Raw genomic sequence first — 12383 nt, 5'->3', positions numbered from 1 at the left:
CCAGCGACTGAAACAAGAAAAAGCCAGTCACGAGGACTGGCTTTTTTTTGTTGAAGGAATATTGCGTTTGCTACGGACGTCGACGACCCGTAAACAGGCTGACCAGGAACAGAATGATACCCACGACGAAGACAATTTTTGCTGCCCATGCCGCTGTACCTGCCAGACCACCAAAGCCCAATGCGGCGGCAATTAACGCGATAACCAGAAATATAATGCCCCAACGAAACATAAGCTTCTCCTTTACCATAGTTAATGTCGGCCGCTAAATGTGAGCGCGCTCAGGTCACTCACCGGCGATTTTCCAGAGTCATTTTTATTTCGCCCGCTGACGTTAGCCAGACGGGCGAATGGTGCAGATTTACTTCGTTTTCAGATCGTTTTTAACGCTTTTAACACCATCGATCGCTTTCGCGATGGACTCGGCGCGCTCACTTTGCGCCTGAGAATCGACCGTACCGGAAAGCTGAACCACGCCATCGGTGGTTTCCACTTTCACTTTACGAGATGGCACGATGTCATCTGCTAAAAGTTTAGCTTTGATTTCGCTGGTGGTGGCTGCATCTCCGGCATAACCTTTCACCGACGCGTTTTTGCTGTCCCGAACGTGCAGTTTGTCGCTCACGGACGCTACACCTTCAACACCCTTCGCCACTTTTACCGCCTGTTCGGCCTGGGCCTGGCTTTCTACAAAACCACTCAGGGTGACAACTTTCTTGTCAGTTTTAACGGAAATATCGGTGCTCTTGATAGCTTCATCATCCACCAGTGCGGCTTTCACTTTTGCTGTGATTGAGCTGTCATCCATGAAATTACCGACTTTATTCATAGAGCTATCGATTTTTTGCCCTGCGGTATCGGCGGTGGACTGCGCTTTATCCATAGTGCTGGTTTCAGCCAGAGCAGAACCACTTACCAGGATGCTACCCAGTGTCACAGCCAGCAGAGTTTTAGAAATCTTCAGTCTTGTCATATTCATCGATGTATTCCTGTGTATACCCGTCATTCGGGCGACATACTTCCCTAATTGCTAGTTTTATATATTGCGAATGAACACACGGGCAAAATGGAGAACCCAAAGTCATGCATTGAACAGTTAATTCATCCACGCCCGGTGTTAAACACTGAGTTAAATATAGATCACTCTCACAGTGCCGCTTTCAGATTTGGGTAAAAAACGAGCAAAAGACGCGAAATAATGTTGAATTAAGAACATTCCGCAAGAGATTAATAAGACAGGAAATAAAGAAGAGCACGGCGATTGCCGTGCTCTGAGAGGGGATCAGTGTTCGCGCGTTTTGCGGAACTGGACATCAGGATAACGTTCCTGCGTCAGGTTAAGATTGACCATGGTTGGGGCGATATACGTCAGGTTATCACCGCCATCCAGCGCCAGCTGCACTTCGTTCTTACGTTTAAATTCTTCGAATTTCTTCACGTCAGAACACTCTACCCAGCGCGCGGTCGCCACGTTAACCGATTCATAGATCGCTTCCACGTTGTACTCGCTCTTCAGACGCGCAACGACCACGTCGAACTGCAGCACACCGACAGCGCCTACGATCAGATCGTTGTTAGCGATAGGGCGGAACACCTGGACAGCGCCCTCTTCGGAAAGCTGAACCAGCCCTTTCAGCAGCTGTTTCTGCTTCAGCGGATCGCGCAGGCGAATACGACGGAACAGTTCCGGTGCGAAGTTCGGAATACCGGTGAACTTCATCATTTCACCCTGGGTGAAGGTATCGCCGATCTGAATCGTACCGTGGTTGTGCAGACCGATGATGTCGCCCGGATAGGCTTCTTCAACGTGCGAACGGTCGCCCGCCATAAAGGTCAGCGCGTCGGAGATCACCACATCTTTACCGATACGTACCTGACGCAGCTTCATGCCCTTTTCATACTTACCGGACACCACGCGCATAAAGGCGACACGGTCACGGTGTTTCGGGTCCATGTTGGCCTGAATTTTAAAGACGAAACCGGTGAACTTCTCTTCTTTCGCTTCCACTTCACGGGTGTCAGTTTTACGTGACATCGGTTGTGGCGCCCACTCCACCAGGCCGTCAAGCATATGGTCAACGCCGAAGTTACCCAGCGCGGTACCAAAGAAGACCGGGGTGATTTCACCGCTCAGGAACAGCTCTCTGTCGAATTCGTGAGATGCACCTTGAACCAGCTCCAGCTCGTCACGCAGCTGCGCGGCCAGCTCTTCACCCACAGCCGCATCCAGCTCCGGGTTATCCAGACCTTTTACGATACGGACTTCCTGAATGGTATGGCCTTTACCGGTCTGGTAAAGATAGGTTTCGTCTTTATAAAGGTGATAGACACCCTTGAACAGCTTGCCGCAGCCAATGGGCCAGGTGATAGGCGCGCAGGCAATTTTCAGCTCGTTTTCCACTTCATCCATCAGCTCCATCGGGTCGCGGATGTCACGGTCGAGTTTGTTCATAAAGGTGAGGATCGGCGTATCGCGCAGACGGGTAACTTCCATCAGCTTACGGGTACGATCTTCTACCCCTTTCGCGGCGTCGATGACCATCAGACAGCAGTCCACCGCCGTCAGCGTACGGTAGGTATCTTCCGAGAAGTCTTCGTGCCCTGGGGTATCCAGCAGGTTGACCAGGCAATCATGATACGGGAACTGCATCACGGAGGTGGTAATGGAAATACCACGCTGCTTTTCCATCTCCATCCAGTCAGATTTTGCATGCTGGTTGGAACCACGGCCTTTTACGGTACCCGCAGTCTGAATCGCCTGTCCGAACAGTAACACCTTCTCGGTGATGGTCGTTTTACCGGCATCCGGGTGAGAGATAATGGCAAAAGTACGGCGCCTGGCCACCTCTTGCAGATAAGGAGACAACGTCATAATGAAATCTTCTATATAAGCGCGGCGTCAGGCCGCGCATCATGGGATACGAAAAATGCGGCTATTTTACCCATCAATGGGGGGCAGGCAATCATTGTTTACACAGGAGCTGCTCCAGTTCGTTCAATGACGTGACGGTCCAGGTCGGCTGGATACCTTCCGGCAACGTGCGACCGTGTGCATTCAGCCAGACGGTCGACAGGCCGGCGTTCATCCCGCCACGAATATCCGACTCCGCGGTGTCCCCGACCATCAGCACACGTTCACGATCGGGATTGCCCGCTTGTTCCAGCGCATAATCAAAAATACGCGGATCCGGCTTAGGTACGCCCACCTCTTCAGAGATCACCAGCGCGTCAAAATGATCGCGCAGGCCCGTACGCTCAAGGCGGATCTGCTGCAGGGCGGTAAACCCGTTGGTAATAATGCCCAGCTTCGCCTTGCCCTTCAGGGCGTCCAGCAGGGAAACCGCGCCCGGCAACGGCGCGCAGATATCCGCCATGGCATTAAGGAAGGCATCGTTAAGCGCACCCGGGCTGACGTTTAACCGCTCGGCCCAGACATCAAAGCGCTGGTGCTGCAGCTGTAACGCGGTGATGGCACCGTTCTGGTAATCCACCCACAGCGGTTTGTTTACCGCCTGATAGTCCTGAAAGTCTTCAGCGGTGAAGGTAACGCTATAATCGAGAAACATCCGCTGTAGGCCGCCAAACGAGTCAAACGTAAACAGCGTTTCGTCGGCATCAAAGAAAATCCAGTCCCATTTCATCGTTACAACCTTATTTTAGTTATCCAAGCGGCAGAGCCATTATGATGGCGTCTTCACGTCCCTCTGCGGTGGGGTAGTAGTTACGGCGGATAGTCGCCTCGTTAAAGCCCAAGCTTTCATAGAGTGCGATGGCGGCGACATTCGACGCGCGCACCTCCAGCCACAGGGTGAAAACGTCACGGGTTTCGAGCTCGCGAATGAGATGCTCAAGCAGTTCTCTTCCCAGCCCCCGGCGCTGATACGCGGGATCAACCGCGATATTAAACAGCGTCGCTTCGTCCAGAACGACCTGCGTGATGGCAAAAGCGGCCATCGTGCCGTCGACGTCCAGACGGTAATTCAGATACCGCTCGCCCTGATTGCTGGCGAGGGTTTTTTCGCTCCATGGAAAAGCATGGGCGCGCGTTTCAATCGCGTACGCCGCGGTCAGATCAGGCGTCGTGAGGGAAGAAATCGTGTTCATATTCGCAGATTTGTTGCCATAGCGCGCTGCGCGCTTTTGGGTTGGCTTTCAGTTCGTCCAGCGCTGGCGAGCAGATCTGGCTCCCTTCCAGGGAGACCTCATCGATGTCTCCCATACGCCAGCTGTTGCAGCGGCTGTCGGATGGCAGCATGGTGACCCTGTCTGGCGTAAGCTGTAAAACCTGTTCAGTGGTCAGCTTCAGGCTACGAAGGACATCACCAATAAGGGGTTCATTCAGGGCAGGCAGTTCCTCCGCCACCATCACCAGCCGGACGTGCGCAGGGATGGAGATGGCGATTTCGCCCTGCAACGCCGTCGGGCGACGCAAGGCCCACTGGGTGATGCCCAGTTGCTGCAACTGCCAGTCTCGTCGGGATGTCATAGGGAAAACTCCTGTCTCTCAGGCGCGCAAATATAGCAAATGTGTCGAAACTGCGCCATCTACCTACTATAATCCCCGCCTGAGTTAATTGAGGAACAATTCATGTCTGCATTTACCCCGGCAAGTGAAGTCTTGCTGCGTCACAGTGATGATTTCGAAGAAAGCCGTATTCTGTTTGCCGGAGATATGCAGGATGACCTGCCCGCACGTTTCGACTGTGCTGAAAGCCGTGCCCACACCCAATACTACCACCACTGGCAGGTACTGAGCCGCCAGATGGACGACCGCGCGCGCTTTAGCCTGGTCGCTGAACAGAGCGACATCGCCGACTGCGACACGCTCATCTACTACTGGCCGAAGAACAAGCCAGAAGCCCAGTTCCAGCTGATGAACCTGCTTTCTCTGCTGCCCGTTGGCTGCGATATTTTTGTGGTCGGTGAGAACCGCAGCGGCGTTCGTAGCGCAGAACAGATGCTGGAAGGCTATGCGCAGCTGAATAAAATCGACAGCGCCCGTCGCTGTGGCCTGTATCACGGCCGTCTGGAAAAACAGGCGACCTTTGATGCTGAGAAATTCTGGGATGAGTATCAGCTTGACGGTCTGACCATTAAAACTCTGCCAGGCGTCTTCAGCCGCGACGGTCTGGACGTGGGCAGCCAGCTGCTGCTCTCCACCCTGACGCCGCATACGAAAGGCAAAGTGCTGGATGTCGGCTGTGGCGCGGGTGTACTGGCGACCGTACTGGCGAGCCATTCGCCAAAAGTGCGCTTAACCCTGTGCGATGTGAGCGCCCCGGCGGTTGAAGCAAGCCGCGCAACGCTTGCTGCAAACGGCCTGGAAGGCGACGTGTTTGCCAGCAACGTCTTCTCTGATGTGAATGGCCGTTTCGACATGATCATCTCCAACCCGCCGTTCCACGATGGTATGGAAACCAGCCTTGAAGCGGCGCAAACGCTGATCCGTGGTGCAGTACGTCATCTGAACAGCGGGGGTGAACTGCGTATCGTGGCTAACGCCTTCTTGCCGTACCCGAAAGTGCTGGATGAAACCTTTGGCTTCCATGAAGTCATCGCCCAGACGGGTCGCTTTAAGGTTTACCGCACCGTGATGACGCGTCAGGCTAAGAAGTAATCCCCTTATCTGGCAGGCCGGATACGCGTAACCGCTATCCGGCAAAACCGGGCGCTACCATCGGCCATTTTTGCAGCAATCAAAACAGCGTGCGCATTTTTCTGTTGACGTAAAGCTGAAAACATCTAGAATGCGCCTCCGTGGTTACGATACTTTTACAGTGTCGATGGTATGCGAAGGTGGCGGAATTGGTAGACGCGCTAGCTTCAGGTGTTAGTGTCCTTACGGACGTGGGGGTTCAAGTCCCCCCCCTCGCACCATAAATCACGTTGATATTGCTCGCACTGGGCGAAGGTGGCGGAATTGGTAGACGCGCTAGCTTCAGGTGTTAGTGTTCTTACGGACGTGGGGGTTCAAGTCCCCCCCCTCGCACCAACGAGGCGATATCAAAAAAGTAAGATGACTGTGCGAAGGTGGCGGAATTGGTAGACGCGCTAGCTTCAGGTGTTAGTGTCCTTACGGACGTGGGGGTTCAAGTCCCCCCCCTCGCACCAATTATCTTACATCCTTTCTGACGTTCTTCTCGCTTTCCGCTTATTTCAAACTCATCAGTATCACCAGAATTCCACTGACCAGTGCTACGCATGACGGCAGTAACACAAAGTGGCGCAGCTGTTTATGCCAGATCATCCCTGACGTCACTAACAGTCCTGACACAATGAGGGCTTTCCAGACATCAATGGAGAGATCGGCAAACATCAGACCGCCAAGAATCACCCCCGGCAATAACACTCCCCAACCACTTCCCAGCGCCCTGTTCAACATGGTTCGCCCTCTCACACTGATAATGATAACCAATATCATATGATATCAATTATCATTTGTCAGCACGATTAATCAAAAACTCTCCCCCTTTACCTTTCCTGTAATGACAGGAAATGCCTAAGGTGATAAATTGCTCACCTGTTAACTAGACCTAAAGATTTTCTGATAATTACTCTTTGAGTTTTTTGCATCTTTCATTGCGAAACAACACCTATTTACCTGTTTTAATTAAATATTAATAAAAACGCACTACTATGACATCACAATCCTGGCGGTCTTTGGTCCACAGTAAATATCAATTATCGTTACGTTTATTTTTATTTCTGAACGCGACCTCTGCTGTGTTCTCGGTAACAAACCCGCTCTATTCTATTCGCCTGTTATCAGTCCCCCTGATTTCTATTTTTGTTATCAGCACCGGGCTGCTCGTCTGGCACTGGAAAAAGAGAACCCGCAAGGTAAATATTCCTGCCGTTTCAGCGATCTTCGGTATTTTATGGGCGTGGCAGGTGGCCTCGAAATTTTCGTTAATTACCCACGATCAGGCGACCTATTTGATCATGGCATTATTAACGGTACTGTTTATTGGTACGCTGGCCTTCGCCAGTAATATCAAAGCATTTACGCTGCACTCCTTCCCCACCTTTATTGTCTGCCTGTGGTTAAGTAATCATGATATATGGCTGAGAATGACCTATTCTTTCGCACTTCCTGTGGTAGCAATTGCGATTCATAACATTTTGCAAAGACGTAACGATCGCTTCGCGCAGGAACTGCTCTCCCGTTTGCTGGAGGAGCGTGAGACCCTCACCGATCTGAGCATGATGGACCCGCTTACCGGCCTTTATAACCGTCGCGGACTGCAAAGCCGGCTGGAGAATCTTCCGGCAGTGGAGAACGGCGAGCACTTTGTCCTGCTGATGGATATTGACCACTTTAAAGCCTACAACGACCACTACGGCCATATGATGGGCGACCAGGCGCTGATCCGGGTCTCTGCTGCCATCCGTGATGCCGTGCGTTCACGTGATATTGTGGCGCGCTTCGGCGGGGAAGAATTTATGGTTCTGCTGACCAATATTTCTCTTGAGCATGCCCGCCAGACGGCAGAGCGGATCCGCCAGAAAGTCTACGATTTAAAAATCCCGCATATGTTTAATGAAAGCGTGGCGACAAACGTCACCATCAGCATTGGGATTGCCATTTTTGAGGATGAAGACGCCGAAGGCGCACTGGAGAAAGCGGACAAAGCCCTCTACGAAGCAAAGCATATGGGGCGCAATAACATCCTGCTGAGCGAAGAGCTTCAGACCGCGTAAGCGCGGCGTCATATAACGAGGACAAAAGTCTTGCCATCGGTATGAGCAATAGTTAGGATTGGCAATCATTATCATTTAGATTTGTATCTATACTATGGCCACTCATACCGCACAAATCGTTGAACCACTTCTCTGGAGAGCCCGCCTCCCCACCGGGAATGTTTCGCTTGCGGATGCCATCAGGGATAAGATCGCTAAAACCCGCGCCCACCTGCTGGACTTTATCAGGCTGGATGAAGCGCACCCGCACCACGCCATGACGCTGGAAGAGTGGCGACAGCCGTCGACACTGCAGTCGTTGCTGGCAACCTATTCCGACCATATCTATCGCAATCAACCGACCCTTACGCGGGAAAACAAACCCCTGCTCTCCCTCTGGGCGCAGTGGTATATCGGGCTGATGGTGCCCCCACTCATGCTGGCGCTGCTCACTCAAAAGGGCATGCTGGAACTCTCCCCGGAATATTTTCATGTCGAGTTCCACGAGACCGGCCGTGCGGCCTGTTTCTGGATTGATCTCCACGAAGACCAGAACGCGGAGCACCTCTCTGCTCAGGAACGTATGGAGCAGCTCATAACTCGCGCCCTGATCCCGGTAGTGGATGCGCTGGAAGAGACGGGGGAAATCAACGGGAAGCTTATCTGGAGCAATACCGGGTATTTAATCCACTGGTATTTGACGGAAATGAAACCTCTGCTCGGTGATGAGAAGGTCGAGGCCCTGCGCCAGTCCTGTTTCTTTGCAAAACAGCTTTCCGATGGCCGCGATAACCCGTTATTCCGCACCGTGGTCCTTCGTGACGGGCTTCTGGTTCGTCGCACCTGCTGCCAGCGTTATCGCCTGCCGGACGTTCAGCAGTGTGGAGATTGTACGCTCAAGTAAGGACAGGTGTTGCCGGGCCGCATTAACGCTGACCCGGCACCCGTTTCTCACGCTATCTGCTGATTTTCCTCTTCCGCATTACGTTGCGCTTCTTCCGCTTCCTGCTCCAGCAGTTGCTTCTCGTACACTTTAAAGAACGGGAAGTAGATGATGGCCGATACGCACGCCAGGACCACCACCAGAATGGCTGCACGGAAATCCCAGCCCAGCGCCCATGCGGCACCTACCGGTGCAGGTGCCGTCCACGGCACAACGGAGATCACGCGGCCAATCAGATCGAACTTCATCGCCGACCAGGCCAGCACGGCGTTAACCATGGGTGCCAGCAGGAACGGAATAAAGAACACCGGGTTCATGACAATCGGCGTACCGAAAATAACAGGTTCGTTGATGTTAAAGAGGCTTGGCACCACGCTCAGACGGCCGATAGAACGCAGATGAGCGGAGCGGCTGCGCAGGTAGCAGAACACCAGCCCCATCGTGGCACCTGACCCCCCGATGACGATAAAGAACGTCCAGAACGCTTCCATAAAAATATGCGGCAGCGGCTGGCTGGCGGCCAGCGCGGTCTGGTTAGCGCCCAGGTTGGTCAGCCAGAACATCTGCAACATCCCGGAGACAATCGCGGCGCCGTGGATCCCGGCGAACCACAGCAAATGCCCAATCAATACCGCCAGCAGGATTGCCGGCAGGGAGTCTGCGGCGGAAACCAGCGGTTTGAAGACAGACATAATCGCCTGCGGGATCAGCATGCCAAACTCAGACTGAATCACCAGACTCAGCGGGTAAAGCGTCAACACCACCACCAGCACCGGGATCAACAGATCAAAAGAGTTTTTGATCATCGGCGGAACCTGGTCCGGCAGACGGATCCCGATGTTATGTGCTTTGAGAAAACGCATCATCTCAACGCAGTAGATAGCCACCAGAATCGCGGTAAAAATGCCTGTCCCGCCGAGGCTGTCGACCGGAAGCGTGCCTTTGGTTTTCGGCGCCGCGACCAGCAGAAACGCCATCAGCGACAGCATGGCGCACATAAACGGGTCTAACTGATGCGATTTGACATAGTGTTTGCCAAGGTTATAGGCAATGGCCGCGCAGATATACAGGGACATAACGCCCATCGTCATATCAAACGGCGTGAGGATCTGACCTTCAAATTGCTTCGCCATGTCCAGCCAGGCGCGCGCGAAACCCCAGGTGGTATCAGGCGAAAACGGTGGATACGCGAAGACGAGTAAAAATGAACCCACAATCATGAACGGCATCGCGGAGATAAAGCCATCACGAATAGCCATAACATGACGCTGGGAGGAGATCCGCCCGGCAATCGGGCTGACGTAATTTTCTACAAAACGAAATATCAGATTAAACGCAGCATGGTTGGCAGACATAGCAGATCTCCTTTCAGACGTTTATGACGGGCGCATACACGCCATACGTTGGTCCATACATCACCTTCACAACCTTGCCGGCGCGTTTACCAGCGGTACTGCTCAGACGGAATGGTTTCATATTTAGCTCTTATTATTGGATACAGGGGACGTTACATAGTCAGTATTAATCTCTCACTCACGGTCTGCAACCGGTTACTGTAACCGGTTTCTGTGAATGTGAAGGCGATCCAGAAATCGACCGTGTGGGATATTTGTTACTGAAGAGATATTTACAGAGCATAAATTCTTATGACAGATTACGCGGGATATTTGTCAGGAGGAAACAATGAGTTTGCAGTCTGTACAGCAGTTTTTTGCCGACAACGCTCCGGATATAGAGGTGATTGAACTTAGCCAGAGTACCGCAACCGTTGCGTTGGCTGCTGCCGCCTATCGTGTTGAGCCGGGACAAATCGCCAAAACGCTGTCGTTGAAGGTTAAAAATGACGTCATTCTGGTGGTCGCGAAAGGTGATGCGCGTCTGGATAATAAAAAACTGAAAGACACGTTTGGCGCAAAAGCACGCATGCTCAGTTGTGATGAAGTGGTCACCATCACGGGTCATCCTGTTGGCGGCGTGTGCCCGTTTGGGCTGGAAAATCCGCTCGCGGTTTATTGCGATATTTCACTGAAACAGTATGCTGAAGTGCTGCCGGCCGCGGGTGCAATTCACAGTGCCGTGCGTATTTCACCAGACAGAATGGCAGAACTGACGTCCGCAAAATGGGTGGATGTGTGCATCTGAATGAGGCGCCAGAGCCTGTCTGGCGCACAGATATCAGCTTATAAAAATGTCGGCTGGCTTAATACTGATGTTCGCGGATCCCGGGCCGGGAGATGAGTCAGAATATCTGCCGCATCAAGCAGCCCCACGTCAGAATTGACCCCAAGCTTCACCATCGCATTAAACTTGTGCGCCCGGATGGTCTTAATATTGCGCTCAAGCTGCGCGGCGATTTCAGGAATAGAAAACCCGCAGGACATATACCGCAAAATCGCCCGCTCCGTTGGGCTTAACATCCTGTTTTGACTCTTGTACCAGTGGTTGAGCATATTGTCATTGATGTGTAGCGTTTCACTCAGTAACACCAGCAGCTCCTCCTGCAGGCGGTCGAGCGACACCGATTTACTGACGACACCGTGAAGGCGTGAAGGGGAAAGATGGCTGATTAACCGCGCTTCCATTTCATCTGCCGCCAGGATGATGCGCTGAATATGATTATGCGTAAACGCGAGATCCCGCAGGGATGCCAGGCAGTTTCGACGCTCTTCTCGCGCATCAGAAAGTGAATAGATCAGCGAGAAAAAAGAGACATGAGGAAGCGCCTTCTTAAAGCTGTCAAATTCACTGAACATGTGCAGTTGATAATGGCTGAGCGTGGGCAGTGCAAACAGGTGCTCCAGCCCGACGGCACTCATCGCGCAATTTTCGATGACGGCAATATGTCTTGTTGAACCGGTTTTATCCATTCCTCGAACTCTCCATAGGCTGACATTAAACTCAGCTCTCTCAATCCCTGAGTACTGTTGATCCAGGCGTACAGATCGGCATTACTCCGTAATGACAACCGTCGCATCGCACTGTTTTTCTGTGCACTGATCGTTTTATTGCTCTTCTTGAGCAAGGTGGCAATTTGGTTAATCCCCCAGCCCTTGCCTAACAGACGCAATACCTTGCGTTCAGAGTGGGTGAGCGCAATGACGCGGTCGTCTTCATCATCGTTACAGGCAGGCTCGGGCGTTAATAACGTCTGGCTTATCCGCTCTGCCCGTTCACTGCCTGCACGGATGGCGTTAATTACGCCTTCTATCGGCTCCATATCAGAAAGTAACGTGCTTTCCGGACGCATCAGCAGCTCAACGGCAATAGGGTAAAGCGGTCGGGAGACTAAAAAAATCCAGTGAATATCCCGATATTGATTTAATAAACCGTAATATTCTTCGAGCGTGCCCCGGGGATTCCTGTATTCACCTGAAATATCAGCGATAATGACGTCTGCACGCCGTAACTGCAGCAGGGTTAATTCCTGCAGCGAACGGCAAAACGTTAAATCAAAATCGGCAAAATGGCGTGTCATCACGCCCCCCAACCCGTTTTGCATTACGGGTATCCTGCTAATGACGACGCCATGTTTACCATTCAATGACGACATAGACCCTCCGTGTCCATTTTCATATGATGAGTAACGTTAAAACGCATCAAGGTATAAGTGTATTCGTCCCTGAGTGTAAAACTGATTAATACAAGCAGAAGATGAGATGTGTGCTTCATTTAAGAAATGCCTAAAACAGCGGTAATATCTCACAAAGCACAGATAAATTTAATTATAAAGGCCTTAAAATAATTAAAATATAAACTTAGT

14 protein-coding genes and 3 tRNA genes are annotated in these 12383 nt (G+C 52.0%); 7 read left to right on the top strand and 10 right to left on the bottom strand.

Features of this window, described 5'->3' with window-relative positions; genetic code table 11:
• Positions 1-70: 70 nt before the first annotated feature.
• From ACN9MQ_RS02955 to ACN9MQ_RS02930, 6 genes are all read right to left on the bottom strand, one after another.
• Positions 71-232: a DUF1328 domain-containing protein gene (locus tag ACN9MQ_RS02955; protein ID WP_003856556.1), complete on the bottom strand. Its 162-nt coding sequence runs from the start codon at positions 230-232 to the stop codon at positions 71-73.
• 129 nt (positions 233-361) lie between these two features.
• A complete protein-coding gene (gene osmY, locus ACN9MQ_RS02950; protein WP_020885287.1) occupies positions 362-979 on the bottom strand; it encodes a molecular chaperone OsmY in 618 nt (205 codons plus the stop codon).
• A gap of 303 nt (positions 980-1282) precedes the next feature.
• Complete coding sequence (prfC, locus tag ACN9MQ_RS02945) at positions 1283-2872, bottom strand: peptide chain release factor 3 (protein ID WP_014168520.1); 1590 nt, start codon at positions 2870-2872, stop codon at positions 1283-1285.
• Positions 2873-2963: 91 nt separating this feature from the next.
• Positions 2964-3641, bottom strand: a complete 678-nt coding sequence (gene yjjG / locus ACN9MQ_RS02940; protein WP_014168519.1) for a pyrimidine 5'-nucleotidase — start codon at positions 3639-3641, stop codon at positions 2964-2966.
• Between the two features lie 19 nt (positions 3642-3660).
• Positions 3661-4104 carry a ribosomal protein S18-alanine N-acetyltransferase gene (gene rimI / locus ACN9MQ_RS02935; RefSeq protein ID WP_020885288.1) on the bottom strand — a complete coding sequence of 148 codons (444 nt, stop codon included), beginning with the start codon at positions 4102-4104 and terminating at the stop codon, positions 3661-3663.
• Positions 4073-4486, bottom strand: coding sequence for a DNA polymerase III subunit psi (locus ACN9MQ_RS02930; RefSeq protein ID WP_014168517.1), 414 nt, complete (start codon positions 4484-4486; stop codon positions 4073-4075). The genes rimI and ACN9MQ_RS02930 overlap by 32 nt, the downstream gene beginning before the upstream one ends.
• 102 nt (positions 4487-4588) lie before the next feature.
• Between ACN9MQ_RS02930 and rsmC the strand changes: the two genes are divergently transcribed.
• From rsmC to ACN9MQ_RS02910, 4 genes are all read left to right on the top strand, one after another.
• Complete coding sequence (rsmC, locus tag ACN9MQ_RS02925; RefSeq protein ID WP_014168516.1) at positions 4589-5617, top strand: 16S rRNA (guanine(1207)-N(2))-methyltransferase RsmC; 1029 nt, start codon at positions 4589-4591, stop codon at positions 5615-5617.
• 173 nt (positions 5618-5790) lie between these two features.
• Positions 5791-5877 (top strand) — tRNA-Leu (locus ACN9MQ_RS02920).
• A 28-nt stretch (positions 5878-5905) separates the two neighbouring features.
• A tRNA-Leu gene (locus tag ACN9MQ_RS02915) sits at positions 5906-5992 on the top strand.
• Between the two features lie 32 nt (positions 5993-6024).
• A tRNA-Leu gene (locus ACN9MQ_RS02910) sits at positions 6025-6111 on the top strand.
• Positions 6112-6151: 40 nt separating this feature from the next.
• Here ACN9MQ_RS02910 and ACN9MQ_RS02905 read toward each other — a convergent pair.
• Complete coding sequence (locus ACN9MQ_RS02905; protein WP_063156962.1) at positions 6152-6421, bottom strand: DUF1435 domain-containing protein; 270 nt, start codon at positions 6419-6421, stop codon at positions 6152-6154.
• Positions 6422-6636: 215 nt separating this feature from the next.
• Here ACN9MQ_RS02905 and ACN9MQ_RS02900 point away from each other — a divergent pair, with 215 nt between their 5' ends.
• Together ACN9MQ_RS02900 and fhuF are read left to right on the top strand one after the other, a co-directional pair.
• Entirely contained in the window at positions 6637-7701 is a 1065-nt protein-coding gene (locus ACN9MQ_RS02900; protein WP_025205608.1) for a GGDEF domain-containing protein, read from the top strand.
• Positions 7702-7795: 94 nt separating this feature from the next.
• The gene (gene fhuF, locus ACN9MQ_RS02895) at positions 7796-8584 is read left to right on the top strand and encodes a siderophore-iron reductase FhuF (RefSeq protein WP_020885292.1); all 789 of its coding nucleotides are present in this window, start codon (positions 7796-7798) and stop codon (positions 8582-8584) included.
• Between the two features lie 47 nt (positions 8585-8631).
• Here the strand turns inward: fhuF and ACN9MQ_RS02890 are convergent, their stop codons facing one another.
• Positions 8632-9978, bottom strand: a complete 1347-nt coding sequence (locus ACN9MQ_RS02890) for a PTS cellobiose transporter subunit IIC (RefSeq protein ID WP_014168512.1) — start codon at positions 9976-9978, stop codon at positions 8632-8634.
• Positions 9979-10306: 328 nt separating this feature from the next.
• On the opposite strand from ACN9MQ_RS02890, the gene ACN9MQ_RS02885 reads away from it, so the two are divergent.
• Positions 10307-10765, top strand: a complete 459-nt coding sequence (locus ACN9MQ_RS02885) for a YbaK/EbsC family protein (protein ID WP_251884390.1) — start codon at positions 10307-10309, stop codon at positions 10763-10765.
• 38 nt (positions 10766-10803) lie between these two features.
• Here ACN9MQ_RS02885 and bglJ read toward each other — a convergent pair whose 3' ends face one another.
• The gene (gene bglJ, locus ACN9MQ_RS02880) at positions 10804-11439 is read right to left on the bottom strand and encodes a DNA-binding transcriptional activator BglJ (protein ID WP_032681707.1); all 636 of its coding nucleotides are present in this window, start codon (positions 11437-11439) and stop codon (positions 10804-10806) included.
• Positions 11436-12173 (bottom strand): helix-turn-helix transcriptional regulator, encoded by a 738-nt coding sequence (locus tag ACN9MQ_RS02875; RefSeq protein WP_014168509.1) that lies wholly within the window; start codon positions 12171-12173, stop codon positions 11436-11438. The genes bglJ and ACN9MQ_RS02875 overlap by 4 nt, the downstream gene beginning before the upstream one ends.
• Positions 12174-12383: the final 210 nt, after the last annotated feature.

Origin of the sequence: Enterobacter sp. R-25 (assembly GCF_049913205.1) — a bacterium.
Classification (GTDB): domain Bacteria; phylum Pseudomonadota; class Gammaproteobacteria; order Enterobacterales; family Enterobacteriaceae; genus Enterobacter; species Enterobacter ludwigii.
The sequence above is the reverse complement of the archived record's forward strand: the minus strand, read 5'-3'. Positions and strand labels throughout refer to the sequence as shown.

Excerpts from the sequence above, each read along its gene's own strand:
- bglJ (WP_032681707.1), bottom strand. The coding sequence starts at position 11,439 with ATGAGTGCCGTCGGGCTGGAGCACCTGTTTGCACTGCCCACGCTCAGC.
- ACN9MQ_RS02905 (WP_063156962.1), bottom strand. The coding sequence starts at position 6,421 with ATGATATTGGTTATCATTATCAGTGTGAGAGGGCGAACCATGTTGAAC.
- fhuF (WP_020885292.1), top strand. The coding sequence starts at position 7,796 with ATGGCCACTCATACCGCACAAATCGTTGAACCACTTCTCTGGAGAGCC.
- ACN9MQ_RS02890 (WP_014168512.1), bottom strand. The coding sequence starts at position 9,978 with ATGTCTGCCAACCATGCTGCGTTTAATCTGATATTTCGTTTTGTAGAA.
- ACN9MQ_RS02900 (WP_025205608.1), top strand. The coding sequence starts at position 6,637 with ATGACATCACAATCCTGGCGGTCTTTGGTCCACAGTAAATATCAATTA.
- yjjG (WP_014168519.1), bottom strand. The coding sequence starts at position 3,641 with ATGAAATGGGACTGGATTTTCTTTGATGCCGACGAAACGCTGTTTACG.
- osmY (WP_020885287.1), bottom strand. The coding sequence starts at position 979 with ATGAATATGACAAGACTGAAGATTTCTAAAACTCTGCTGGCTGTGACA.
- ACN9MQ_RS02875 (WP_014168509.1), bottom strand. The coding sequence starts at position 12,173 with ATGTCGTCATTGAATGGTAAACATGGCGTCGTCATTAGCAGGATACCC.
- rimI (WP_020885288.1), bottom strand. The coding sequence starts at position 4,104 with ATGAACACGATTTCTTCCCTCACGACGCCTGATCTGACCGCGGCGTAC.
- ACN9MQ_RS02955 (WP_003856556.1), bottom strand. The coding sequence starts at position 232 with ATGTTTCGTTGGGGCATTATATTTCTGGTTATCGCGTTAATTGCCGCC.
- ACN9MQ_RS02885 (WP_251884390.1), top strand. The coding sequence starts at position 10,307 with ATGAGTTTGCAGTCTGTACAGCAGTTTTTTGCCGACAACGCTCCGGAT.
- ACN9MQ_RS02930 (WP_014168517.1), bottom strand. The coding sequence starts at position 4,486 with ATGACATCCCGACGAGACTGGCAGTTGCAGCAACTGGGCATCACCCAG.
- rsmC (WP_014168516.1), top strand. The coding sequence starts at position 4,589 with ATGTCTGCATTTACCCCGGCAAGTGAAGTCTTGCTGCGTCACAGTGAT.
- prfC (WP_014168520.1), bottom strand. The coding sequence starts at position 2,872 with ATGACGTTGTCTCCTTATCTGCAAGAGGTGGCCAGGCGCCGTACTTTT.